Origin of the sequence: Agrococcus sp. Marseille-Q4369, from assembly GCF_018308945.1 — a bacterium.
GTDB lineage: Bacteria > Actinomycetota > Actinomycetes > Actinomycetales > Microbacteriaceae > Agrococcus.
Genome location: NZ_CP070501.1, coordinates 1403018 through 1423709 on the forward strand (window position 1 = coordinate 1403018; position 20692 = coordinate 1423709).

Genomic DNA, 20692 nt, shown 5'->3' on the forward strand with positions numbered 1-20692 from the left:
CCTACTAGCGCTTCTTCTTGCCGGTGGGGCGGCGACGGACGATGAGCTGGTCGCTCGGCTTGTTCGGGCGGCGCGTGCGGCCCTCGGCCTGGCCCCAGGGGCTGACGGGGTGGCGGCCACCGCTCGTCTTGCCCTCGCCACCGCCGTGCGGGTGGTCGACCGGGTTCATCGCGACACCGCGGACCGTCGGGCGGATGCCCTTCCAGCGGTTGCGGCCGGCCTTGCCCCAGTTGATGTTCGACTGCTCGGCGTTGCCGACCTCGCCGATCGTGGCGCGGCAGCGCGCGTCGACGTTGCGGATCTCGCCCGACGGCAGGCGGAGCTGCGCGTAGGGGCCGTCCTTGGCGACGAGGCGCACCGAGGCGCCGGCCGAGCGCGCGAGCTTCGCGCCGCCACCGGGGCGGAGCTCGATCGCGTGCACGACGGTGCCCGTGGGGATGTTGCGCAGCGGCAGGTTGTTGCCCGGCTTGATGTCGGCGCCTGCGCCCGACTCCACGACGTCGCCCTGCGAGAGCTTGTTCGGGGCCAGGATGTAGCGCTTCGTGCCGTCCTCGAAGTGCAGCAGCGCGATGCGCGCCGTGCGGTTCGGGTCGTACTCGATGTGCGCGACGCGGGCGTTCACGCCGTCCTTGTCGTTGCGACGGAAATCGATGACGCGGTACTGGCGCTTGTGACCGCCGCCGATGTGACGGGTCGTGATGCGACCGGTGTTGTTGCGGCCGCCGGTCTTGGGCAGCGGGCGCAGCAGCGACTTCTCGGGCGTCGACCGGGTGATCTCAGCGAAGTCGGCGACGGAGGAGCCACGACGACCGGGGGTCGTCGGCTTGTACTTGCGGATTGCCATGCTCTTGTTCCTTCCGTCCTCAGCCGACAGCCGTGAAGATGTCGATCGAGCCGGACTTCAGCTTGACGATGGCGCGCTTGGTGTCCTTGCGCTTGCCGATGCCGAAGCGGGTGCGGCGCGCCTTGCCGACGCGGTTGAGGGTGTTCACGCGGGCGACCTTGACGCCGAAGATCTTCTCGATCGCCAGCTTGATCTCGGTCTTGGACGCGCGGGGGTCGACCTCGAAGGTGTAGCTGCCCATGTCGATGAGCGCGTAGCTCTTCTCGGACACGACGGGTCGGATGATGATGTCGCGAGGGTCCTTGTTGCCGCTCATCGGTTCTCGTCCTTGTCTGCCTCGTCGGCCGCGGCGACAGGCGCCTCGCCCTTGGTCTTCGCCGCGACGAACGCGTCGTAGGCGGTCTTGGAGAAGACGATGTCGTCGCTCACGAGCACGTCGTAGGCGTTGAGCTGGTCCCATGCGAGCACGTGCACCTCGGGGAGGTTGCGCACGGACAGGAAGCCGTTCTCCTCCGAGCGGTCGAGCACGAGCAGCACGTTCTTCGCGACGCCGAGCGCCTTGAGCGTCTCGACGGCGACGCGCGTCCTCGGCGTCTCGACGGCGCCGAAGGCCTCGACGATGTGGAGGCGGCCGCCGCGGGCGCGGTCGGAGAGGGCGCCGAGCAGGGCTGCGGCGATCATCTTCTTGGGGGTGCGCTGCGCGTAGTCGCGCGGCACGGGGCCGTGGACGATGCCACCGCCGCGGTGCTGCGGCATGCGGATCGAGCCCTGGCGCGCGCGGCCGGTGCCCTTCTGCTTGAAGGGCTTCGTGCCGGAGCCCGAGACCTCGCCGCGGCCCTTGACCGAGTGCGTGCCCTGGCGTGCGGCGGCGAGCTGCGCGACGACGACCTGGTGGATCAGCGGAACGTTCGTCTGCACGTCGAAGATGCTCGCGGGCAGCTCGACAGAGCCGGCCTGCTTGCCCTCGGCGTTGACGATGGCGACCTGTGCGGTCATGCTCAGGCTCCCTTCACAGCGTTGCGGACGAACACGAGTCGGCCGCGAGCGCCGGGGACGGCGCCCTTGACGAGCATGAGGCCCTGCTCGAGGTCGATCGAGTGGACCGTGAGGTTCATCACCGACACGCGAGCGCCACCCATGCGGCCGGCCATGCGCGTGCCGCGGAAGACGCGGCTGGGCGTGGCCGAGGCGCCGATGGAGCCCGGCTTGCGGTGGTTGCGGTGCGCACCGTGCGATGCGGAGACGCCGGCGAAGTTGTGACGCTTCATCACACCGGCGAAGCCCTTGCCCTTCGAGGTGCCGACGACGTCGATCTTCTGCCCGGGGGCGAAGAGGTCGACGCTCAGCTCCTGGCCGAGCTCGTACTCGCCGGCGTTGTCGGTGCGGACCTCGGCGAGGTGGCGGCGCGGCGTGACGCCGGCGGCGTTGAAGTGACCGGCCGCGGGCTGGTTGACCTTGCGCGGGTCGATCTGGCCGGCAGCGATCTGGATCGCGGCGTAGCCGTCCTTCTCGGGCGTGCGGATCTGCGTGACCACGTTCGGCGTGATCTCGAGCACCGTGACGGGGACGAGCTTGTTCTGCTCATCCCACACCTGGGTCATCCCGAGCTTCGTGCCGAGCAGGCCCCGCGTCGTCATGATCTTCGACATGGCGTTCCTTAGAGCTTGATCTCGATGTTGACGTCAGCAGGCAGGTCGAGGCGCATGAGCGAGTCGACGGCCTTCGGCGTCGGGTCGATGATGTCGATGAGACGCTTGTGCGTGCGCTTCTCGAAGTGCTCGCGGCTGTCCTTGTACTTGTGGGGCGAACGGATCACGACGACCACGTTCTTCTCGGTCGGCAGCGGCACGGGGCCCACCACCGTCGCGCCCGCACGGGTCACGGTGTCGACGATCTTCCGCGCCGACGAGTCGATGACCTCGTGGTCGTACGACTTCAGTCGGATGCGGATCTTCTGTCCCGCCATGGCTGACTCTCTTCCTGTCGACGCAGCGTTCTACGGCTGCTCGCAACGCACCTGTCAGTGCACCGCTGTTCTTCTGTCAATGCCCCTCGCGGAGCGCGCGCCGCCGCAGAGCATGGACATGCCCTGCTCTGCAACGGCGAAGTTCTTCGTTGGCTGCCCGCGGCCCAGGATCTCGATCGTCCTGTGCACTGCAGGGCAGTGAGCGGCGGTAGCGCCGCGTTTGCAACCTGACGATTCTCGCACGGATGCGAAGGTACGTGCAACCCGGGCGTGTCGCGCCGTGAGCCGCGTCGTTCCGCGGGACTCGGGCGGATGCGGTGGGGTCGTCGAGCGCGCCGGCCTCGGTCGCGCGGGCGCTCCCGGGTGCCCTACTGCCGGCCGTCCTGGCCGACGGCGCCGTCGGCCGCCTCCTGCGCCTTGTCGGTGTGCTCGGCGAAGCGGCCGCCCGTGGCCGTGTCGAACGCGTGCGCCGCGCCGATCGCGGCGCCGGGCATCCACGCAAGCACAGCGCGCGGCGCACAGGCTGGGAGCCCGGTGGGGCTTGCTAGCGTCGCGGCATGACCGACGCCGCTCTCCCCCACGACCCGAGCTGGCCGCGCGCCGGCGACTGGCCCGCGCTCGGCTCGGCCGACGGCCCGCTCGACGCCGTGCTCGTCGGGCTCGGGACGCACGCGACCTCGATCAGCCCCACCGCGGCGCACGGCACTCCCTCGGCCGTGCGCGCGGCGCTCCGCCGCTCCTCCCCGCATGCGGCGGGGATCGACCTCGCGGCGCTGCGGCTCGCCGATGCGGGCGACGCCGCAGATCCCGACGGCGACGAGCGGGCCGCAGCAGCGCTCGTCGCGCGCGCCGCGGCGCGCGCCCGGCTCGTGCTCGCCATCGGCGGCGACAACGCCGCGACCGTGCCGGCCGCCCGCGGCGCGTGGGGCGAGCGCATCGGCACCGCGGGGCTCATCACGATCGACGCGCACCACGACTTGCGCGACGGCCGCAGCAACGGCTCGCCCGTGCGGCGGCTGCTCGAGGCGGGGCTCGACGGCCGCCGGGTCGTGCAAGTCGGCATCCAGGACTTCGCGAACTCGGATGCGTACGCCCGCCGGGCGGCGGACGCGGGCATCACCGTCATCCGTCGCGACGCGTGCGAGGAGGCGCCGATGCGCGAGATCGCCTCGCGCGCGATCGCGATCGCCGCCGCGGCCGGCGGCCCCGTGCACGTCGACGTCGACGTCGACGCGTGCGACCGAGCCGCCGCGCCCGGCTGCCCCGCGTCGCTCCCCGGGGGCCTCTCCGCGTGGCAGCTGCGGCAGCTCGTCCGGGCGCTCGCGTCGGCACCCGAGGTGACCTCGATCGACTTCACCGAGGTCGACGCATCCGCCGACACTCCCGACGGCCGCACGGTGCGGCTCGTCGCCGTGTGCGTGCTCGAGGCGCTCGCGGGCCTCGCTTCGCGGTCCGCGGCGAGCGCGACCTAGAGCCCGCGCATCGTGAACGCGGCGGCGAGCGCGCCGCGCGCGGGCGGCAGCCCCAGCACGCGCGCGAGGGCGAGCCGCGCGGCGCGTCCCGCGGGCGGCACCGGCGCGCCCATCCCCATGTTCCACGCCGCGCGCCGCATGGCCCGCAGCGCAGCGCGGCGCCGCGCGGCGGCGTAGTCCGCGAAGGGCTCGTCGGTCGCCGACCCGATCGCGCGATCGAGCTCGAGCGCGTCGATCCAGCCGAGGCTCATGCCCTGCCCGCCGATCGGGCTCACCTCGTGCGCCGCGTCGCCCACGAGCGCGATCGGGCCGCGCGCGAAGGTCGTCGCCATGCGCTGCCGCGCGATGAACGCGCTCGCGGGGGCGCTCTGCGGCAGCCGTGGCGGCTCCGGGAGGCGCTCGGCGAGGATCGCCTGCAGCCGCTCGGCGGTCATGGCGGGCTCGGGATCGCGCAGCCGCGCGACCCAGCGCCGCTGGCCGCCGGGCAGCGGGAACGACTCGACGATGCCGTCGCGCTCGAGATGCAGGAGGGCGATGCCGCGAGCGCCGGTGCCGTCGGGTCCGTCGGCCATCGCGTAGGGGCCGCTGCCGCGGCGATCGCGCACGCCGATGCCCGCGAGCCGGCGGACGGTGCTGCGGATGCCGTCGGCGCCGACGAGCCAGCGCGCCTCGAACCGAGCGCCCTGGCCGGTGATCGCGACCCCGCCCCGCACGGCGTTGAGGTCCGTCACCTCGGTGCCCTGCCGCAGCGTCCCGGGCGCGAGCGCCGCGAGCCGCTCGCGCAGCAGCGCCTCGGTGCGGTGCTGCGGCAGCGTGTGGATGAGGTCGTCGAAGCGCAGCCGCGCGAGTTGCCGGCCGTCCGCGAGCGCGATGCCGCCGCGGATGCGCTCCCCCTCGGCGCGCACGCGCCCGCCGACGCCCACCGCGTCGAGGGCCGCGAGGCCCGGCGGATGGATGCCGATGGCGCGCGAGCTCCGCGACGGCGTCGACCGGCGCTCGAGGACGACGGCGTCGAGGCCGCGCTGCGCGAGCAGGCAGCCGAGCAGCAGCCCGACGGCGCCGCCGCCCACGATCGCGACGTCGTGGCGCTCGGTCACGGGACTCGCCGGACGAGCTCGAGCCGGTAGGGGATGCCGCGGCGCACGCACCAGCCGGGCGGCGCGGCAGCGGCGAGCTCGCGCGCCGTGTGGCTGCGGCGGATGGACGCGAGCCCGTCGGCGCGGATGAAGGTGCCGCGCAGGAGCGTCGGCTCGAACGGGGCCGTGGCGGCCGCGAAGGCCGCGTAGGCGAGCGCCGAGCGCGCGATGTCGCCGTGCACCGCGACGCCGGCGCGACGCAGCAGCGCCTCCGAGTCGGCGAGGATCGCCCCGAGCTCGACGCCCGAGAGGTGGTGGAGCACGTGGTTCGAGAGCACGACGTCGAAGCGCTCGCCCTCGCGCGCGAGGTCGCGGGTGGTCGCCTGCCGCAGCTCGAGGCCCGGCACGGGCGGCAGCGAGCGCGCGTACGCGATCGAGCGCGGGTCGGGATCGATCGCCACGACGCGGAGGTCGCCGTCGGCGGCCGCCCAGCGCAGCAGCCGGCGCGGCAGGTCGGCGCCGCCTGTGCCGACGTCGAGCAGCCGCACGGTGCCCCCCGCGCGCAGGCGTGGCCGCACCCACTCGCGGTAGACGGCCCGGGGCGCCGAGACGATCGCGTTCACGAGGTCGAAGCGCGCGTAGGTGCGCTCGAGCGTCGCGGGATCGCACGCCGGGTCGTCCATTTCCTCGCGCACGTCGGGGTCGCGCGAGCGCAGGCACGGCAGCACGCTCAGCCCTCGACGGTCAGGAGCGCCGACTCGACGGTGAGGCCTGGGCCGAAGGCCATCGCGGCGATCCGATCGCCGTCCTGCGCGGCATCGCCCTCGAGGATGCGCTGCAGCACGAACAGCACGGTCGCGCTCGACATGTTGCCGAAGTCGCGTAGCGTGTCGCGCGCGGGCTCGAGCTGCGCCTGGGAGAGCGCGAGCGTCGACTCGACGTGGTCGAGGATGCTGCGGCCGCCGGGGTGGATGGCCCAGTGCTCGATCGAGTCGCCGACGGCGCCTCCGCGAAGCGCATCCACGAGCGGCCGCTCGGGCTCGAGCAGCGGCTCGATCGCGCCGGTCACGTGCTCGCCGATGAGCGAGGGCACCGCGTTCGAGAGCACCATCTCGAAGCCGTGGTCGCCGATGCGCCACGCCATGTCGCCCTCGCCCTGCGGCGTCGTGCGGGTCGCGAAGCGATCGAGCCGCAGCGCGCGCTCCCCCGCCTCGAGCGCGCGCGACGTGACGATGCCGGCGCCCGCGCCATCGCCGAAGAGCGAGGTCGCGACGATCGTGTCGGGGTCGTTGGAGGTGCGCAGGTGCAGGGTGCACAGCTCGACGCTCACGACGAGGACGACCGCTGACGCATCCGCCTCGCACAGCTGCGCGGCGAGCCGCAGCGCCGGCATCGACGCGTAGCAGCCCATGAAGCCGAGGTGGTAGCGCTGCACGCCCGCGCGCAGGGCGAGGTCGCGCGCGAGCACGAAGTCGGGGCCCGGCGCGTAGAAGCCCGTGCAGGAGACGGTGATGACGTGCGTGACGTCGTCCGCGTCGATGCCCGGCGTCGCCGCGAGCGCCGCCCGGCCGGCCTCGATGTAGAGGCGCGTGGCGTGCTCGGCGTAGCGGTCGTTGCGCAAGCGCGTGCCGGGGTCGAGGATGAGGCCTTGCGAGCGGTCGTAGAACTCGGGCTCGGCGACCTCTGGGCCGCTCGTCGAGAGCTCCTCGAGCACGGTGTAGCGGTGCTCGATGCCCGAGAGCCCGAAGGACGTCGAGACGATGCGCTGCGCGAGCCGGCTGAGGCCCGGCTGCGCGCCGAAGACCTCCGCGACCTCGGTCTGCTGGAGCTGCGTCGCCGGCACTGCCGTCGACAGGCCGCGAAGTCGCACCGTCATGGCGCGAGACTATGGCGCGCCGCCCTGAGGAACCTAGGAGCGCGGGCGGAGGACCGCCTCGCCGCGCCGCCACACCGCGTGCACGAGCGGCACGCCCGGCCGGTAGGCGAGGTGGGTGGCCGAGGGCGCGTCGAGCACCTGCAGGTCGGCGCGAGCGCCGGGGCGGAGGCGGCCGAGCGGCGGCAGCGATGCGCCGTGGCGGTCGAAGCGCGGCGCGTCGCGGTCGAGCGCGACCGCACCGCCGAGGGTCGCGGCGCGCACGGCCTCATCGACCGTGAGCCCCATCTGCAGCACCGCCGTCGCGACGCAGTACGCCATCGAGGTCGTGTAGCTCGAGCCCGGGTTGCAGTTGCTCGCGATCGCGACGACGGCGCCCGCGTCGAGCAGCCGGCGCGCCGGGGCGAGCGGCATGCGGGTCGAGAGGTCGCACGCGGGCAGCACGGTCGCGACCGTGCCGCGGCCGCCGTGCCACGAGTCGGCGAGCAGCGCGACCTCGTCGTCGTCGGCGAAGGCGACGTGGTCGACGCTCAGCGCGCCGAGCTCGACCGCGAGCCGCACGCCCGGGCCGGGGCCCAGCTGGTTGCCGTGCACGCGCATCGCGAGGCCGCGATCCCTCGCGGCCTCGAGCACGCGCCTCGACTGCGCCTCGTCGAAGGCGCCGCGCTCGCAGAACACGTCGACGGCGTCGACGAGCGGCGCGACGGCCTCGAGCATCTCGCGAGCGACGAGGTCGACGTACCCGTCCGCATCCGCCCCGTCGGGCACGAGGTGCGCGCCGAGGAACGTGACGGCGTCGGCGCGGCCGCGCGCGATGCGCGCCGAGCGCGCCTCGTCGGCGACGGTCAGGCCGTAGCCCGTCTTGACCTCGAGCGCCGTCGTGCCGCCGCGGAGCGCCTCGTCGGCGAGCCGGTCGAGGGTCGCGGCGAGCTCGGCGTCGCTCGCCGCGCGCGTCGCGGCGACGGTGGCGGCGATGCCGCCGGCGGCGTAGGGCTCGCCGGCCATGCGGGCCTCGAACTCGGCCGTGCGGTCGCCCGCGAAGACGAGGTGCGTGTGGCTGTCGACCCAGCCGGGCAGCACCGCGCGGCCGCCGACGTCGACCGCGTCGTCGGCGGCGGGCGCCTCGGCGGCGCTCCCGACCCACGCCACGAGCTCGCCGTCGAGCACGAGGGCCGCGTCGCGCATCCGGCCGAGCTCGTCGTCGTTCGTGGTGAGCTCGCCGATGCCGGTCACGAGGGTCGCCATCGTCACGCCCCTCGGCGCATGGGGATGGGGATGCCCTGCAGCTGCGCGAACCGCTCGGCCTCGTCGTAGCCGGCGTCGACGTGGCGGATGACGCCCATCGCGGGGTCGTTCGAGAGCACGCGCTCGAGCTTCGCGGCGGCGAGCGACGTGCCGTCGGCGACCGAGACCTGCCCCGCGTGGATCGAGCGGCCGATGCCGACGCCGCCGCCGTGGTGGATCGAGACCCAGCTCGCGCCCGAGGCGGTGTTGACGAGCGCGTTGAGCAGCGGCCAGTCGGCGATCGCGTCCGAGCCGTCGCGCATCGCCTCGGTCTCGCGGTAGGGGCTCGCGACCGAGCCGGAGTCGAGGTGGTCGCGGCCGATGACGATCGGCGCCGAGAGCGTGCCGTCGGCGACCATCTCGTTGAAGCGCAGCCCTGCCCGGTGGCGCTCGCCGGCCCCGAGCCAGCAGATGCGCGCGGGGAGCCCCTGGAAGTGCACCCGCTCCTGCGCCATGCGGATCCAGCGGTGGAGGTGGGCGTCGTCGGGGAAGAGCTCGAGGATCGCCTCGTCGGTGCGGCGGATGTCCTCGGGGTCGCCCGAGAGCGCCGCCCAGCGGAAGGGGCCCTTGCCCTCGCAGAACAGCGGCCGGATGTAGGCGGGCACGAAGCCGGGGAACGCGAAGGCGTCGGCGAAGCCGCCGAGCTGCGCCTCGGCGCGGATCGAGTTGCCGTAGTCGAAGACCTCGGCGCCCGCGCGCTGGAAGCCGACCATCGCCTCGACGTGGCGCGCCATCGACGCGCGGGCGCGGTCGGTGAAGCCGGCCGGATCGCGCTCGCGCTCGGCGCCCCAGTCCTCGAACGCGACGCCGCTCGGCAGGTACGCGAGCGGGTCGTGCGCGCTCGTCTGATCCGTGACGATGTCGATCGGCGCGCCCATCGCGAGCAGCTCCGGCACGACGTCCGCGGCGTTCGCGTGCAGGCCGATCGAGAGCGCCCGCCCGGCGTCCCTCGCCTCGATCGCGCGAGCGAGCGCATCCGTCACGTCCTCCGCCTCGACGTCGAGGTAGCGGTGCTCGATGCGCCTCGCGATGCGCGAGCGGTCGACCTCGACGCAGATCGCGACGCCGTCGTTCATCGTCACCGCGAGCGGCTGCGCGCCGCCCATGCCGCCGAGGCCCGCGGTGAGGGTGATCGTGCCGGCGAGCGAGTCGAGGCCGAGCGAGCGGGCGACGGCCGCGAAGGTCTCGAACGTGCCCTGCAGGATGCCCTGGGTGCCGATGTAGATCCAGCTGCCCGCCGTCATCTGGCCGTACATCGTGAGCCCCTCGGCCTCGAGCCGGCGGAACTCGGGCCACGTCGCCCAGTCGCCGACGAGGTTGGAGTTGGCGATGAGCACGCGCGGCGCCCACTCGTGCGTGCGCATGACGCCCACGGGGCGGCCCGACTGCACGAGCAGCGTCTCATCGGACTCGAGGGCCTCGAGCTCGCGCACGATCGCGTCGAACGAGCGCCAGTCGCGCGCCGCGCGCCCGGTGCCTCCGTAGACGACGAGCTCGTCGGGGTGCTCGGCCACCTCGGGGTCGAGGTTGTTCTGCAGCATCCGCAGCGCTGCCTCCTGCGGCCAGCCCTTCGCGTGCAGCTCGGTGCCGCGGTGCGCCCGCACGGGGCGAGCTCCGTCCATCGTCATGACCGTCCTCCTCGTTCGATGCCCGCGCGGAACGCCTCGTCGGGATCCGCGGTCCATGCCTCGCCGCGCGCCATCCCCGCGGCGGTGAGCGCCCCGCCGCCGACGACGAAGGCGACGGATGCCTCGATGTCGCGGGCGAGGAAGCGGTCGGGCCCGATGCCCGGCACGCTCCTGCGCAGCTGCGCGATCACGCGGCCGGTCCGGGGCCCGGGCGGGTCGCTGCGCAGCTCGATGCCGCGCGCGGCTGTCATGACCTCGATCGCGAGCACGCGGCCGAGCCCGTCGATCGCGCGGCGCAGCTTGCGCGCGGCGCCCCAGCCCATCGAGACGTGGTCCTCCTGCATCGCGCTCGAGGGGATCGAGTCGACCGAGGCGGGAGCGGCGAGCCGCTTGAGCTCGGAGACGATGCCCGCTTGCGTGTACTGCGCGATCATGAGGCCCGAGTCGACGCCCGGGTCGTCGGCGAGGAACGGCGGCAGCCCGTACGAGCGCGCCGGGTCGAGGAAGCGGTCGGAGCGGCGCTCGCTCATCGAGGCGACGTCGGCGATGGCGATCGCGAGGAAGTCGAGCACCGCCGCGATCGGCGCGCCGTGGAAGTTGCCGTTCGAGACGACTCGGCCGTCGGGCAGCACGACCGGGTTGTCGATCGCGCTGCCGAGCTCGATCTCGGCGACGCGCGCGGCGTGGGCGGCGGTGTCGCGCGCGGTGCCGTGCACCTGCGGCGCGCAGCGCAGCGAGTAGGCGTCCTGCACGCGCGTGTCCTCGGGCCCCTTGTGGCTCGCGACGATCGGGCTGCCCGCGAGCAGTGCCGCGATGTTCGCGGCGCTCGCGGCTTGCCCGGGGTGCGGGCGCAGCGCCATGAGCTCGGGCGCGAACGGCGCGTCGGTGCCGAGCAGCCCCTCGACGCTCATCGCCGCGGCGAGGTCGGCGGCGTCGAGCAGCTCGTCGAGGTCGGCGAGCGCGAGGCACAGCATGGCGAGCATGCCGTCGGTGCCGTTGACGAGCGCGAGCCCCTCCTTCTCGGCGAGCACGACGGGAGCGAGGCCGGCGCGCTCGAGCGCGGTCGACGCATCCATCACCTCGCCGCCCAGCTCGACGACGCCCTCCCCCATCGCCGCGAGCGCGACGTGCGAGAGCGGCGCGAGGTCGCCAGAGCAGCCGAGCGAGCCGTACTCGCCGACGATCGGGGTGATGCCGGCGTCCAGCATGCCCGCGTAGAGCTCGGCGGTCGCGCGGCGCACGCCCGTGCGGCCGGTCGCGAGCGTCTGGAGCCGCAGCAGCATGAGCCCGCGCACGACCTCGCGCTCGACCGCCTCGCCGCTCGAGGCGGCGTGCGAGCGGATGAGCGACTGCTGCAGGCGCGTGCGGTCGCCGGGCGCGATCGCCGTGTTCGCGAGCGCCCCGAAGCCGGTCGAGATCCCGTAGTGGGGCCGGTCGTCGGCCGCGAGCGCGTCGATCACGTCGCGCGACGCGTCGATGCGCGCGAGCGCCGCAGCGCTCAGCTCCACGGGGACGTCGAAGCGCGCGACCTGCACGACCTCGCGCCGAGTGAGGGGATCGTCGCCGATGACCACTGCCATGGCCCTATCCCAGCGCGTGCGGTGCCGTGCCGCACCCGCTCGGCGCATACTGGTGTCTGAGATCTCAGACTCGGATGCGGGAGGCGGCACGGTGGGAGCGCCCAGGATGCCAGCGGCGCGCAGCGCCCTGCGGGTGCTCGCGCTGCTCGCCGAGCAGCCCGGCCCCGTGCGGGCGGCGACGATCGCGCGCGAGCTGGACCTGCCGCGCTCGAGCGCGTACCAGCTGCTGCAGGTCATGCGCGACGAGGGCTTCCTCGTGCACTACCCCGAGCTCGGCGCGTGGGGGCCGAGCGCACGCGTGCAGCAGCTCGGCTCCCGGGTCGCGGCCGCGACGCGGCTCGAGCGGCTCGCCCAGCCCATCCTCGACCGGCTCGTCGCGGCCGCCGGCCTCCCGGCGACGAGCCATCTCGCTGTGCTCGCGGGCCGCGACGTCGCCTACGCGGGGCGCGGCGAGGGTCGGCGCTCGCCCGCGACGGTCTCGCAGGTCGGCGTGCGGCTCCCGGCCGTGCGCACCGCGACCGGCCGGGCGATGCTCGCGGCGCTCGGTCCCGACCAGGTGCGGGCGCTGCTGCCGCACGATCGCGACCTCGAGGGCGAGCGGCCGGCGACGCGCGCGGCGCTCACCGCGATGCTCGCAGGCGTCCGCCGGCGCGGCTTCGCGATCGAGGAGGGCGAGGTGGATGCGACGTACGGCTCGGTCGCGGCCGCCGCGCGGGACGCTGCGGGGCACCCGGCGGCAGCATTGGGGCTCACGTTCCGGCTCGCCGACGCCGAGTCGCACGACTGGGCGGCGCTCGGTGCGCGCTGCGCGGACGCCGCCGCCGAGCTCACGCGGAGGCTCGGCGGCGGCTGAGCCGAGGGCTCGACCCGGTCAGGCGAGGCGCGTCTCGATCGGCGTCGGGTTCGAGAGCAGGTCGTGCACGGGGCAGTGCGCGTCGACGACGCGCCGCAGCTCCTCGAAGCGCTCGCGCTCGTGCGGTCCGTCGATGTCGACCACGACGCGCACCCCCGCGAAGCCCGGGCGCACGTCGTCGGCCCCGAAGAGGCCGCGCACGTCGAGCTCGCCCTCCGCGCGCAGCTCCAGCCGATCGATCGTCAGGCCGAGGCGCTGGGCGTAGAGGCGGTAGACGACCGTCTGGCACGCGAGCAGGGCGCCGAGCGCCGCCTCGACGGGGCTCGCCCCGGCGTCGTCACCCGCGAGGCCGGCGGGCTCGTCGATGAGCCACGAGTGCCGTCCCGCGGTGATGCGCGTCGCGACGGCGCCCTCGGGGTCGCCCGAGACGGCGACGGCGAGGCGCGCGCTGCGAGGGTCGGCGGCGAGCCGGTCGCCCCAGGCACGCTCGGCGCGCTCGAGGCGAGCCGCGCGATCCGCGGCGGAGACGACGACGGGGGATGCGGTGGTGACGGGCATGCGGTGCTCCTTCGGTTCGGGATCCACACGCTCGCACGGACGCGGCGGGCCGAGCAGCCCGCCGCGTCACGCCGCGTCACATCGCGTCGCCGTGCGTCACAGGGCGTCGCCGTGCGTCACAGGGCGTCGCCGTGCGTCACAGGGCGTCGCCGTGCGTCACAGGGCGTCGCCGTGCGTCACCCCGCGTCGCCGTGCGTCACACCGGTCGCTCGTCGGCGTCAGGACCCGGCGGCTCGGAGCCCTCGACCACCGCGGCGGCCGCGTCGTCGGGCTCGAGCTCGGCGTTGGCCGTCGCGTCGTCGCGCTCGATGGCCGCGCGGGCGAGGTCCGAGAGCTCGTCGTACGAGCGTCCCGAGAGATCGCCCGAGACGCCCTCCGGCGCGTCGGCGTCGAGCGCGAGCTCGGGCGCCTCGTCGTCGTCGCGGGAGCGCTCCGGCTCCTCGATGTCCTCGATGCCGTCAATGGGCTCGCTGCCGTCGATGGGCTCGATGTCGTCGTGCTGCACGTCTCCCCCTCTCAGGGCTGCGCCCTGTCGATGTCGTCGAGCGCGCTCGCGTCGCCCGCCGGGTCGCCGACCGGGGCGGCGGGGTCGAGCGTGCCGGGGCCCTGCGGCGCCGCGGGCGCCGTGGGCGCGCCGGGTGCGGTCGGATCGGGAGCGACGGAGTCGGGCTCCGTGACGCCCGCGTCGCCGGAGCCGACGGGCCCGCCCGGCACGTCAGGCGCGCCGGCGCCTGGCTGGAGCGACGAGCCGGACGAGCCGGAGGAGCCGACCGCCGCGCCGGGCTGCTCGGCCTCGAGCTCCTCGATGCGCGCTCGGTGCTCGTCGATGCGCTCGAGGCCCTCGTCGACGGTGCGCTCGAAGCGCTCGCCGGTCGCATCGGCGACGAAGTCCGACTGCCCGTCGCGACCCGCGTTCGGATAGGGCAGGCCGGGCTCACCGCCCGCGGGCAGCTGGCGGTCGTCCTCCGGCGGGTGGTCGCCGCCGCGGCGGACGGGCACCGTGTCGAGCGGGTCGGTGCCGTCAGGGCGCTTGGGCTCGTCGTCGAGGGGCTGGTCGCCGCCGTCGCGGATGGGGCTGTCTGCCATGCTCGCACCTCCAGGTCACGGCCGGCACCGGTGCGCCGGCTCCGGTCCCAGCCAAGCACCGCCGGCTGGGAGCGGCATCAGTCAGTCGCCGCGCACGTCGACGGCGCCGCCGTCGAAGGGGTCGCCGAAGCCGCTCGCCTCGACGTCTGCGTCGCCGGCCTCGCCCGTGCCCATCGCCTCGGGCTCGGTCGCGGGCGAGCGGGTGCCCTCGGGCCCGAAGCCGTCGCCGCCCTCCTCCGAGCCCGTGTGATCAGCGGCGGCCCAGGCCCCGCTCGTCGCCTCGGTATCGGCGCTCGGCACATTCGGGTCGGTGCTCGTCTCGTCCGAGCCGGCGCCATCGGCGCCGATGAGCTCGTTCGCGGGCGATCGCGTGCCCGGCATCTCGTCGTCGCGCTGCTCGCGCGCCTCGTCGGCGAGGTCCTCGAATCCAGCCATGCTGCAGCTCTCCTCTCGCGCGGCCGCGATCGCGGTCGCTGCGACCAGCCAACCCGACACGGCTGGGAGCGCGCTCCCCGCGCTCGGGGACGGCGGGGCTCAGGAGACGGCGAGCCACCAGATGCCCGCGACCGCTTGCGCGATCGCGATGACGATCGCGATCGCGACGAGGGTCACGTGCACGGTGAGGAACCTCGTCGGCCGCCCCGCCGAGTCGCGGGCGCGCTCATCGCGCGCGACGCGCCGGAGGAAGGCGGGCCAGACGATGACGCTGAACGCGGCGCCGACGAGCAGCAGGATCGCGCCGAGCGTGCCGACCGCCTCAGGCATCGCGCGTCCCGTCGTCCTCGCGATGCCATGCGATGCGGAAGAGCCTGCGCAGCACGTCCTCGTCGATGCCGTCGAGGCGCTTGACGTACACGCACCCCGCGCCCTCGGTGTACTCGCCGAGCTCCGGCAGCAGCGCCTCGCCCTCCGGGCGGTCCTTGAGCCCGTAGAGCGTGAGCGCAGCCCTCCGCGGCGACAGCGCGACCTTGGGCCAGTCGCCGGTCGAGGAGCCGGAGGGGGAGACGTAGCGGAACGAGCCGAAGCCGATCATCGACGGCCCCCACATGACGGGCTCGGCGCCCGTCTCCTCGCGGATGAGCGCCACGAGCCGCTTCGCGTCCTCCGCGCGCCGCGCGGGCTGCGCGGCGTCCAGGAAGTCGGCGACGCTCGCGTCGGTCGGCTTCGTCTTCGCCTCTGCCATGCCGACAGGCTAGTCGCCCCACGCGCGGGCGCGCGCTCCTCACAGCCCGGCAGCGAGCCGATCGCGCACGGCGGTCGCGAGCGACGCGGGCCACCAGGGCGCAGACCCGGCGACGCGCGCGGCGAGGTCGGCGATCGCCACCGCGGCGCCGAGGTCGGACCTGGCGAGGGCCGCCTCTAGCCGGGCGGCGATCGCCGGTTGCCCTGCCTCGGCGCGCCGCCACGGATCGTGCGGATCACGAGGGCCGAGCGCGCCGGCGTCCGCGCCGCGCGCGGGCAGCGCTCCCGCGAGCTCGAGGAGCGCGCCGGCGGCGTCGAGCAGGTGCCTGCGCGCCGCGAGCCGCTCGCCGCGCGCGCCACGGCCGCCGCCGACGAGGAGCGCTCGGTGCAACCGGGTCGCGGTGGTACGCGCGTCTCGGCGCGGTGGCTCGAGCGAGTGGCGCAGCCGCGACTCGAGGCCGCCGAGGCGACGAAGAAGTCGTGGTCGCTCCAGGCGTCGGGTGAGCGGGCGCCGTCGGCGGTGCTGCCGACGAGCGCGAGGGAGAGGACGCCGTCCGCCTGAGCGGCCCACCCGGTCAGCGCCTCCGAGGGCGCGGCGTCGTCGTTCGGCTGCATGCGTGCACGATGTCGATGCGCGGTGGTCTCCGCCGCAGACCCTCAGCAGCACGCTGCACGACGAGAACGGGGGCCCCTGCGAATGCAGGAGCCCCCGTCGAGCAGTCCGGAGACTACTTGATGATCTTCGTCACCGTGCCGGCGCCGACCGTGCGGCCGCCCTCGCGGATCGCGAAGCCGAGGCCCTCCTCCATGGCGATCGGCTGGATGAGCTCGACCGTCATGTCGGTGGTGTCACCGGGCATGACCATCTCGGTGCCCTCGGGCAGCGAGATGACGCCCGTGACGTCGGTGGTGCGGAAGTAGAACTGCGGGCGGTAGTTCGTGAAGAACGGGTTGTGGCGGCCGCCCTCGTCCTTGGCGAGGATGTACGCCGTGCCCTCGAAGTTCGTGTGCGGCGTGACCGAGCCCGGCTTCACGACGACCTGGCCGCGCTCGACGTCCTCGCGCTTGGTGCCGCGGAGCAGGAGACCGCAGTTCTCGCCGGCCCATGCCTCGTCGAGCTGCTTGTGGAACATCTCGATGCCCGTGACCGTGGTCTTCTGCGTCGGGCGGATGCCGACGATCTCGACCTCGGAGTTGATCGCGAGCGTGCCGCGCTCGGCGCGACCCGTCACGACCGTGCCACGGCCGGTGATGGTGAAGACGTCCTCGATCGGCATGAGGAACGGCTTGTCGCGGTCACGCACCGGGTCGGGGATGTTGTCGTCCGCGGCCTGCATGAGGTCGAGGATCGCCTGCGTCCACTGCTCCTCGCCCTCGAGCGCCTTGAGCGCCGAGACGCGGATGACCGGGGCGTTGTCGCCGTCGAAGTCCTGGCTCGAGAGCAGCTCGCGGACCTCGAGCTCGACGAGCTCGAGGATCTCCTCGTCGTCGACCATGTCCGACTTGTTGAGCGCGACCATCAGGTACGGCACGCCGACCTGCTTCGCGAGCAGCACGTGCTCGCGGGTCTGCGCCATCGGGCCGTCGGTGGCGGCAACCACGAGGATCGCACCGTCCATCTGGGCCGCACCCGTGATCATGTTCTTGATGTAGTCGGCGTGACCCGGCGCGTCGACGTGCGCGTAGTGGCGCTTCGGCGTCTCGTACTCGATGTGCGAGATGTTGATCGTGATGCCGCGCTGGCGCTCCTCGGGAGCCGAGTCGATCGAGGCGAAGTCGCGCTGCACGTTGGTCGCCGACGGGTACTTGTCTGCCAGGACCTTGGAGATCGCAGCCGACAGCGTCGTCTTGCCGTGGTCGACGTGACCGATCGTTCCGATGTTGACGTGCGGCTTGGTCCGCTCGAACTTGGCCTTAGCCACTATGTCCTCCTAGGACTGTTCTCATGAGTGCACCGCCGCTTCGCGGCAGAGCGTTCGGTGGTGTTGAACTATCGTACTTGCGCCGCGGGCTCAGAGAAACCGCGGCAGGTCGGTGGGGCCGGGGCGGCGCTCGCCGCCCCGGGCACTCACTCTCCCTTGCTCTTCTGGACGATCTCGTCCGAGACGGCCTTCGGCACCTCGGCGTAGGTCGAGAACTCCATCGAGTAGACGGCACGGCCAGACGTCTTCGACCGCAGGTCGCCGACGTAGCCGAACATCTCCGACAGGGGCACGAGGGCCTTGACGACCTTCACGCCCTGGGCGTCGTCCATCGACTGGATCTGCCCGCGACGCGAGTTCAGGTCGCCGATGACGTCGCCCATGTACTCCTCGGGCGTGCGCACCTCGACGGCCATGATCGGCTCGAGGAGCACCGGCTGCGCCTTGCGCGCGGCCTCCTTGTACGCCATCGAGCCGGCGATCTTGAACGCCATCTCCGACGAGTCGACGTCGTGCGCGGCGCCGTCGAGCAGCGTCGCCTTCACGCCGACCGTCGGGAAGCCGGCGAGCACGCCGACCTGCATCGCGTCCTGCATGCCGGCGTCGACCGAGGGGATGTACTCGCGCGGCACGCGACCACCGGTGACCGCGTTGACGAACTCGTACGTCTGCTCCGCGGTGATCTCGAGCGGCTCGAGCTTGATCTGCACCTTGGCGAACTGGCCGGAGCCACCCGTCTGCTTCTTGTGGGTGTAGTCGTACTTCTCGATCGTGCCCTTGATCGTCTCGCGGTAGGCCACCTGCGGCTTGCCGACGTTGGCCTCGACCTTGAACTCGCGCTTCATGCGGTCGACGAGGATGTCGAGGTGCAGCTCGCCCATGCCCTTGATGACGGTCTGACCCGTCTCGGGGTTGTTCTCGGTGCGGAAGGTGGGGTCCTCCTCGGCGAGCTTCTGGATGGCCGTGGAGAGCTTCTCCTGGTCGGCCTTCGTCTTCGGCTCGATCGCGACCTCGATCACGGGCGCGGGGAACGTCATCGACTCGAGCACGACCTGGTTCGACGGGTCGCTCAGCGTGTCGCCCGTCGTGGTGTCCTTGAGGCCGATCACCGCGTAGATGTGGCCCGCGGTCATCGAGTCGACCGGGTTCTCCTTGTTGGCGTGCATCTGGAAGATCTTCCCGATGCGCTCCTTCTTGCCCTTCGTGGAGTTCGCGACGGCGGCGCCCGAGTCGACGTGGCCCGAGTAGACGCGCACGTAGGTGAGGCGACCGAAGAACGGGTGCACGGCGACCTTGAACGCGAGCGCGGCGAACGGCTCGTCGCGGTCGGCGTGGCGCTCGATGACGATCTCCTCGTCGCGCACGTCGCGACCGGGGATGGCCGGCACGTCGACGGGCGAGGGCAGGTAGTCCACGACCGCGTCGAGCATCGGCTGCACGCCGCGGTTCTTGAACGCGGAACCGCACAGCACGGGGTAGAGCTCGGAGTTGATCGTCATCTTGCGGATGGCGGCCTTGATCTCGGCGACCGAGATCTCCTCACCCTCGAAGAACTTCTCCATGAGCGTGTCGTCGCTCTCGGCGATCGTCTCGATGAGTGCCGCGCGGTACTCCTCGGCCTTCTCCTTGAGGTCGGCCGGGATCTCCTCGATCGCGTACTCGGCGCCCATCTTCACGTCGCCCTTGGCGTCGCCGCGCCAAGTCTTCGCGTTCATCTCGACCAGGTCGACGATGCCCTCGAAGGCGCTCTCCGAGCCGATCGGCAGCTGGATGACGAGCGGATGCGCGCCGAGGCGGTTCACGATCGTGTCGACCGTGAAGTAGAAGTCGGCACCGAGCTTGTCCATCTTGTTGACGAAGCAGATGCGCGGCACGTCGTACTTGTCGGCCTGACGCCACACCGTCTCGGACTGGGGCTCGACGCCCTCCTTGCCGTCGAAGACGGCGACCGCGCCGTCGAGCACGCGGAGCGAGCGCTCGACCTCGACCGTGAAGTCGACGTGGCCGGGGGTGTCGATGATGTTGATCTGGTTCTTGTCCCAGAAGCAGGTCACGGCGGCAGACGTGATCGTGATGCCGCGCTCCTGCTCCTGCTCCATCCAGTCGGTGGTCGCGCCGCCGTCGTGCGTCTCGCCCATCTTGTGGTTGACGCCCGTGTAGAACAGGATGCGCTCGGTCGTGGTGGTCTTGCCGGCATCGATGTGGGCCATGATGCCGATGTTGCGGACCTTGTTCAGGTCGGTGAGCACGTCCTGTGCCACAGGGTTCCTCCGATGAGTGGATGGAGCGGGTTGGTCTGGTGAGCCGAGAGCGGGGCCGGTCGGGCCCCGCCCTCAGCTCTGGCTGTCACCAGCGGTAGTGCGCGAAGGCCTTGTTCGACTCGGCCATCTTGTGCGTGTCCTCGCGACGCTTCACGGCGGCGCCGAGGCCGTTCGAGGCGTCGAGGATCTCGTTCATGAGGCGCTCGGTCATGGTCTTCTCGCGACGCGCCTTGGCGTACGAGACGAGCCAGCGCAGCGCGAGCGTGTTCGCGCGGTGCGGCTTGACCTCGACGGGCACCTGGTAGGTCGAGCCACCGACGCGGCGCGACTTCACCTCGAGGGTGGGGCGGATGTTGTCGAGCGCCTTCTTGAGCACCGTCACGGCGTCCTGGCCCGACTTGGTGCCGACACCGGCGAGCGCGCCGTAGACGATGCGCTCGGCGAGGCCCTTCTTGCCGTCGAGGAGGATCTTGTTGACGAGCTGCGAGACGATCGGTGCGCCGTAGACGGGGTCAGCAACGACCGGGCGCTTGGGAGCGGGACCCTTGCGAGGCATTACTTCTTCTCCATCTTCGCGCCGTAGCGGCTGCGAGCCTGCTTGCGGTTCTTCACGGCCTGGGTGTCGAGCGCGCCGCGCACGATCTTGTAGCGCACGCCGGGGAGGTCCTTCACTCGACCGCCGCGCACGAGCACCATCGAGTGCTCCTGGAGGTTGTGGCCCTCACCGGGGATGTAGGCGGTGACCTCGGTGCCGTTCGAGAGCTTCACGCGCGCGACCTTGCGGAGCGCCGAGTTCGGCTTCCTGGGGGTGGTGGTGTAGACGCGGGTGCAGACGCCGCGCTGCTGGGGGTTCGCCTTCAGCGCCGGCGCCTTGGTCTTCGAGACCTTCGGCGACCGACCCTTGCGGACCAGCTGCTGGATGGTGGGCACGTTGCTTCTTCCTGCTGCACGGTGACAGCGATTTCGATGTGGTTCGTCGGCTCGGCCGACTCCATCGGTGATCCACCGCACGCGCTTCCGCGCGCTCTTCTCAAGTGGTGGATATGCCGTGGGGGCTCGCGGACCGGTGTCCGCTGCCCGAGTGCTGCCCGCCCGCTCCCCGCGCAT

Annotated in this window: 26 protein-coding genes; 3 read left to right on the top strand and 23 right to left on the bottom strand. The window is 73.0% G+C overall.

Annotation, left to right across the window (positions count from 1 at the left end):
* Nucleotides 1–4: 4 nt before the first annotated feature.
* The 6 genes from rplB to JSQ78_RS14015 form a co-directional block, all read right to left on the bottom strand.
* On the bottom strand, nt 5–844 hold the full coding sequence (rplB, locus tag JSQ78_RS07090) for a 50S ribosomal protein L2 (protein WP_021010892.1): 840 nt from the start codon (nt 842–844) through the stop codon (nt 5–7).
* 19 nt (nt 845–863) lie between these two features.
* A complete protein-coding gene (rplW, locus tag JSQ78_RS07095) occupies nt 864–1160 on the bottom strand; it encodes a 50S ribosomal protein L23 (protein WP_021010893.1) in 297 nt (98 codons plus the stop codon).
* The gene (gene rplD / locus JSQ78_RS07100; protein WP_211446673.1) at nt 1157–1840 is read right to left on the bottom strand and encodes a 50S ribosomal protein L4; all 684 of its coding nucleotides are present in this window, start codon (nt 1838–1840) and stop codon (nt 1157–1159) included. Before rplD ends, rplW begins: the two co-directional genes overlap by 4 nt.
* Nucleotides 1841–1842: 2 nt before the next feature.
* The gene (gene rplC, locus JSQ78_RS07105) at nt 1843–2493 is read right to left on the bottom strand and encodes a 50S ribosomal protein L3 (protein ID WP_211446675.1); all 651 of its coding nucleotides are present in this window, start codon (nt 2491–2493) and stop codon (nt 1843–1845) included.
* A gap of 8 nt (nt 2494–2501) precedes the next feature.
* Nucleotides 2502–2810, bottom strand: a complete 309-nt coding sequence (gene rpsJ, locus JSQ78_RS07110) for a 30S ribosomal protein S10 (protein ID WP_021010896.1) — start codon at nt 2808–2810, stop codon at nt 2502–2504.
* 368 nt (nt 2811–3178) lie between these two features.
* The gene (locus tag JSQ78_RS14015) at nt 3179–3304 is read right to left on the bottom strand and encodes a hypothetical protein (protein ID WP_283245013.1); all 126 of its coding nucleotides are present in this window, start codon (nt 3302–3304) and stop codon (nt 3179–3181) included.
* A 63-nt stretch (nt 3305–3367) separates the two neighbouring features.
* Here JSQ78_RS14015 and JSQ78_RS07115 point away from each other — a divergent pair, with 63 nt between their 5' ends.
* Nucleotides 3368–4282 (top strand): arginase family protein, encoded by a 915-nt coding sequence (locus JSQ78_RS07115; RefSeq protein ID WP_211446676.1) that lies wholly within the window; start codon nt 3368–3370, stop codon nt 4280–4282.
* Here the strand turns inward: JSQ78_RS07115 and JSQ78_RS07120 are convergent.
* From JSQ78_RS07120 to hutH, 6 genes are read right to left on the bottom strand one after another with little or no spacing between them, the layout of a single operon-like run.
* Nucleotides 4279–5379 (bottom strand): FAD-dependent oxidoreductase, encoded by a 1101-nt coding sequence (locus tag JSQ78_RS07120; protein ID WP_211446678.1) that lies wholly within the window; start codon nt 5377–5379, stop codon nt 4279–4281. The two genes, JSQ78_RS07115 and JSQ78_RS07120, sit on opposite strands and share 4 nt — an antisense overlap.
* The gene (locus tag JSQ78_RS07125) at nt 5376–6086 is read right to left on the bottom strand and encodes a methyltransferase domain-containing protein (protein ID WP_211446680.1); all 711 of its coding nucleotides are present in this window, start codon (nt 6084–6086) and stop codon (nt 5376–5378) included. The genes JSQ78_RS07120 and JSQ78_RS07125 overlap by 4 nt, the downstream gene beginning before the upstream one ends.
* A 2-nt stretch (nt 6087–6088) precedes the next feature.
* Complete coding sequence (locus tag JSQ78_RS07130) at nt 6089–7234, bottom strand: type III polyketide synthase (protein WP_211446681.1); 1146 nt, start codon at nt 7232–7234, stop codon at nt 6089–6091.
* A gap of 33 nt (nt 7235–7267) precedes the next feature.
* Nucleotides 7268–8476: an imidazolonepropionase gene (gene hutI, locus JSQ78_RS07135; protein ID WP_211446683.1), complete on the bottom strand. Its 1209-nt coding sequence runs from the start codon at nt 8474–8476 to the stop codon at nt 7268–7270.
* 2 nt (nt 8477–8478) lie between these two features.
* The gene (gene hutU / locus JSQ78_RS07140; protein WP_211450548.1) at nt 8479–10137 is read right to left on the bottom strand and encodes a urocanate hydratase; all 1659 of its coding nucleotides are present in this window, start codon (nt 10135–10137) and stop codon (nt 8479–8481) included.
* A gap of 2 nt (nt 10138–10139) precedes the next feature.
* Nucleotides 10140–11723, bottom strand: a complete 1584-nt coding sequence (gene hutH, locus JSQ78_RS07145) for a histidine ammonia-lyase (RefSeq protein ID WP_211446685.1) — start codon at nt 11721–11723, stop codon at nt 10140–10142.
* Between the two features lie 106 nt (nt 11724–11829).
* Between hutH and JSQ78_RS07150 the strand changes: the two genes are divergently transcribed.
* Nucleotides 11830–12576, top strand: a complete 747-nt coding sequence (locus JSQ78_RS07150; protein ID WP_211446686.1) for an IclR family transcriptional regulator — start codon at nt 11830–11832, stop codon at nt 12574–12576.
* Between the two features lie 18 nt (nt 12577–12594).
* Here the strand turns inward: JSQ78_RS07150 and JSQ78_RS07155 are convergent, their stop codons facing one another.
* The 7 genes from JSQ78_RS07155 to JSQ78_RS07185 form a co-directional block, all read right to left on the bottom strand.
* On the bottom strand, nt 12595–13134 hold the full coding sequence (locus tag JSQ78_RS07155) for an OsmC family protein (RefSeq protein WP_211446688.1): 540 nt from the start codon (nt 13132–13134) through the stop codon (nt 12595–12597).
* Nucleotides 13135–13330: 196 nt separating this feature from the next.
* The gene (locus JSQ78_RS07160) at nt 13331–13639 is read right to left on the bottom strand and encodes a hypothetical protein (protein WP_211446690.1); all 309 of its coding nucleotides are present in this window, start codon (nt 13637–13639) and stop codon (nt 13331–13333) included.
* 11 nt (nt 13640–13650) lie between these two features.
* Nucleotides 13651–14220, bottom strand: a complete 570-nt coding sequence (locus JSQ78_RS07165) for a hypothetical protein (protein WP_211446692.1) — start codon at nt 14218–14220, stop codon at nt 13651–13653.
* An 81-nt stretch (nt 14221–14301) separates the two neighbouring features.
* Entirely contained in the window at nt 14302–14655 is a 354-nt protein-coding gene (locus JSQ78_RS07170; protein ID WP_211446693.1) for a hypothetical protein, read from the bottom strand.
* 99 nt (nt 14656–14754) lie between these two features.
* Nucleotides 14755–14985 (bottom strand): SCO4848 family membrane protein, encoded by a 231-nt coding sequence (locus tag JSQ78_RS07175; RefSeq protein WP_026374195.1) that lies wholly within the window; start codon nt 14983–14985, stop codon nt 14755–14757.
* Nucleotides 14978–15403, bottom strand: a complete 426-nt coding sequence (locus JSQ78_RS07180) for a DUF1801 domain-containing protein (RefSeq protein WP_211446695.1) — start codon at nt 15401–15403, stop codon at nt 14978–14980. Before JSQ78_RS07180 ends, JSQ78_RS07175 begins: the two co-directional genes overlap by 8 nt.
* Nucleotides 15404–15442: 39 nt before the next feature.
* Complete coding sequence (locus JSQ78_RS07185; protein WP_211446697.1) at nt 15443–15793, bottom strand: hypothetical protein; 351 nt, start codon at nt 15791–15793, stop codon at nt 15443–15445.
* Between the two features lie 45 nt (nt 15794–15838).
* On the opposite strand from JSQ78_RS07185, the gene JSQ78_RS14020 reads away from it, so the two are divergent.
* Nucleotides 15839–15964 carry a hypothetical protein gene (locus tag JSQ78_RS14020; RefSeq protein WP_283245014.1) on the top strand — a complete coding sequence of 42 codons (126 nt, stop codon included), beginning with the start codon at nt 15839–15841 and terminating at the stop codon, nt 15962–15964.
* Between the two features lie 166 nt (nt 15965–16130).
* Here JSQ78_RS14020 and tuf read toward each other — a convergent pair whose 3' ends face one another.
* From tuf to rpsL, 4 genes are all read right to left on the bottom strand, one after another.
* Nucleotides 16131–17324, bottom strand: a complete 1194-nt coding sequence (gene tuf / locus JSQ78_RS07190) for an elongation factor Tu (RefSeq protein ID WP_211446698.1) — start codon at nt 17322–17324, stop codon at nt 16131–16133.
* Between the two features lie 146 nt (nt 17325–17470).
* Nucleotides 17471–19585: an elongation factor G gene (fusA, locus tag JSQ78_RS07195; protein ID WP_211446700.1), complete on the bottom strand. Its 2115-nt coding sequence runs from the start codon at nt 19583–19585 to the stop codon at nt 17471–17473.
* A gap of 85 nt (nt 19586–19670) precedes the next feature.
* Nucleotides 19671–20141, bottom strand: coding sequence for a 30S ribosomal protein S7 (gene rpsG / locus JSQ78_RS07200; RefSeq protein ID WP_021010915.1), 471 nt, complete (start codon nt 20139–20141; stop codon nt 19671–19673).
* A complete protein-coding gene (gene rpsL / locus JSQ78_RS07205; RefSeq protein ID WP_211446702.1) occupies nt 20141–20515 on the bottom strand; it encodes a 30S ribosomal protein S12 in 375 nt (124 codons plus the stop codon). The genes rpsG and rpsL overlap by 1 nt, the downstream gene beginning before the upstream one ends.
* Nucleotides 20516–20692: the final 177 nt, after the last annotated feature.

What these genes read in the sequence shown, in the direction of transcription:
- rplB (WP_021010892.1), bottom strand. Translation starts at nt 844, where the DNA reads ATGGCAATCCGCAAGTACAAGCCGACGACCCCCGGTCGTCGTGGCTCC.
- rplW (WP_021010893.1), bottom strand. Translation starts at nt 1,160, where the DNA reads ATGAGCGGCAACAAGGACCCTCGCGACATCATCATCCGACCCGTCGTG.
- rplD (WP_211446673.1), bottom strand. Translation starts at nt 1,840, where the DNA reads ATGACCGCACAGGTCGCCATCGTCAACGCCGAGGGCAAGCAGGCCGGC.
- rplC (WP_211446675.1), bottom strand. Translation starts at nt 2,493, where the DNA reads ATGTCGAAGATCATGACGACGCGGGGCCTGCTCGGCACGAAGCTCGGG.
- rpsJ (WP_021010896.1), bottom strand. Translation starts at nt 2,810, where the DNA reads ATGGCGGGACAGAAGATCCGCATCCGACTGAAGTCGTACGACCACGAG.
- JSQ78_RS14015 (WP_283245013.1), bottom strand. Translation starts at nt 3,304, where the DNA reads ATGCCCGGCGCCGCGATCGGCGCGGCGCACGCGTTCGACACGGCCACG.
- JSQ78_RS07115 (WP_211446676.1), top strand. Translation starts at nt 3,368, where the DNA reads ATGACCGACGCCGCTCTCCCCCACGACCCGAGCTGGCCGCGCGCCGGC.
- JSQ78_RS07130 (WP_211446681.1), bottom strand. Translation starts at nt 7,234, where the DNA reads ATGACGGTGCGACTTCGCGGCCTGTCGACGGCAGTGCCGGCGACGCAG.
- hutI (WP_211446683.1), bottom strand. Translation starts at nt 8,476, where the DNA reads ATGGCGACCCTCGTGACCGGCATCGGCGAGCTCACCACGAACGACGAC.
- hutU (WP_211450548.1), bottom strand. Translation starts at nt 10,137, where the DNA reads ATGGACGGAGCTCGCCCCGTGCGGGCGCACCGCGGCACCGAGCTGCAC.
- hutH (WP_211446685.1), bottom strand. Translation starts at nt 11,723, where the DNA reads ATGGCAGTGGTCATCGGCGACGATCCCCTCACTCGGCGCGAGGTCGTG.
- JSQ78_RS07150 (WP_211446686.1), top strand. Translation starts at nt 11,830, where the DNA reads ATGCCAGCGGCGCGCAGCGCCCTGCGGGTGCTCGCGCTGCTCGCCGAG.
- JSQ78_RS07155 (WP_211446688.1), bottom strand. Translation starts at nt 13,134, where the DNA reads ATGCCCGTCACCACCGCATCCCCCGTCGTCGTCTCCGCCGCGGATCGC.
- JSQ78_RS07165 (WP_211446692.1), bottom strand. Translation starts at nt 14,220, where the DNA reads ATGGCAGACAGCCCCATCCGCGACGGCGGCGACCAGCCCCTCGACGAC.
- JSQ78_RS07170 (WP_211446693.1), bottom strand. Translation starts at nt 14,655, where the DNA reads ATGGCTGGATTCGAGGACCTCGCCGACGAGGCGCGCGAGCAGCGCGAC.
- JSQ78_RS07175 (WP_026374195.1), bottom strand. Translation starts at nt 14,985, where the DNA reads ATGCCTGAGGCGGTCGGCACGCTCGGCGCGATCCTGCTGCTCGTCGGC.
- JSQ78_RS07180 (WP_211446695.1), bottom strand. Translation starts at nt 15,403, where the DNA reads ATGGCAGAGGCGAAGACGAAGCCGACCGACGCGAGCGTCGCCGACTTC.
- rpsG (WP_021010915.1), bottom strand. Translation starts at nt 20,141, where the DNA reads ATGCCTCGCAAGGGTCCCGCTCCCAAGCGCCCGGTCGTTGCTGACCCC.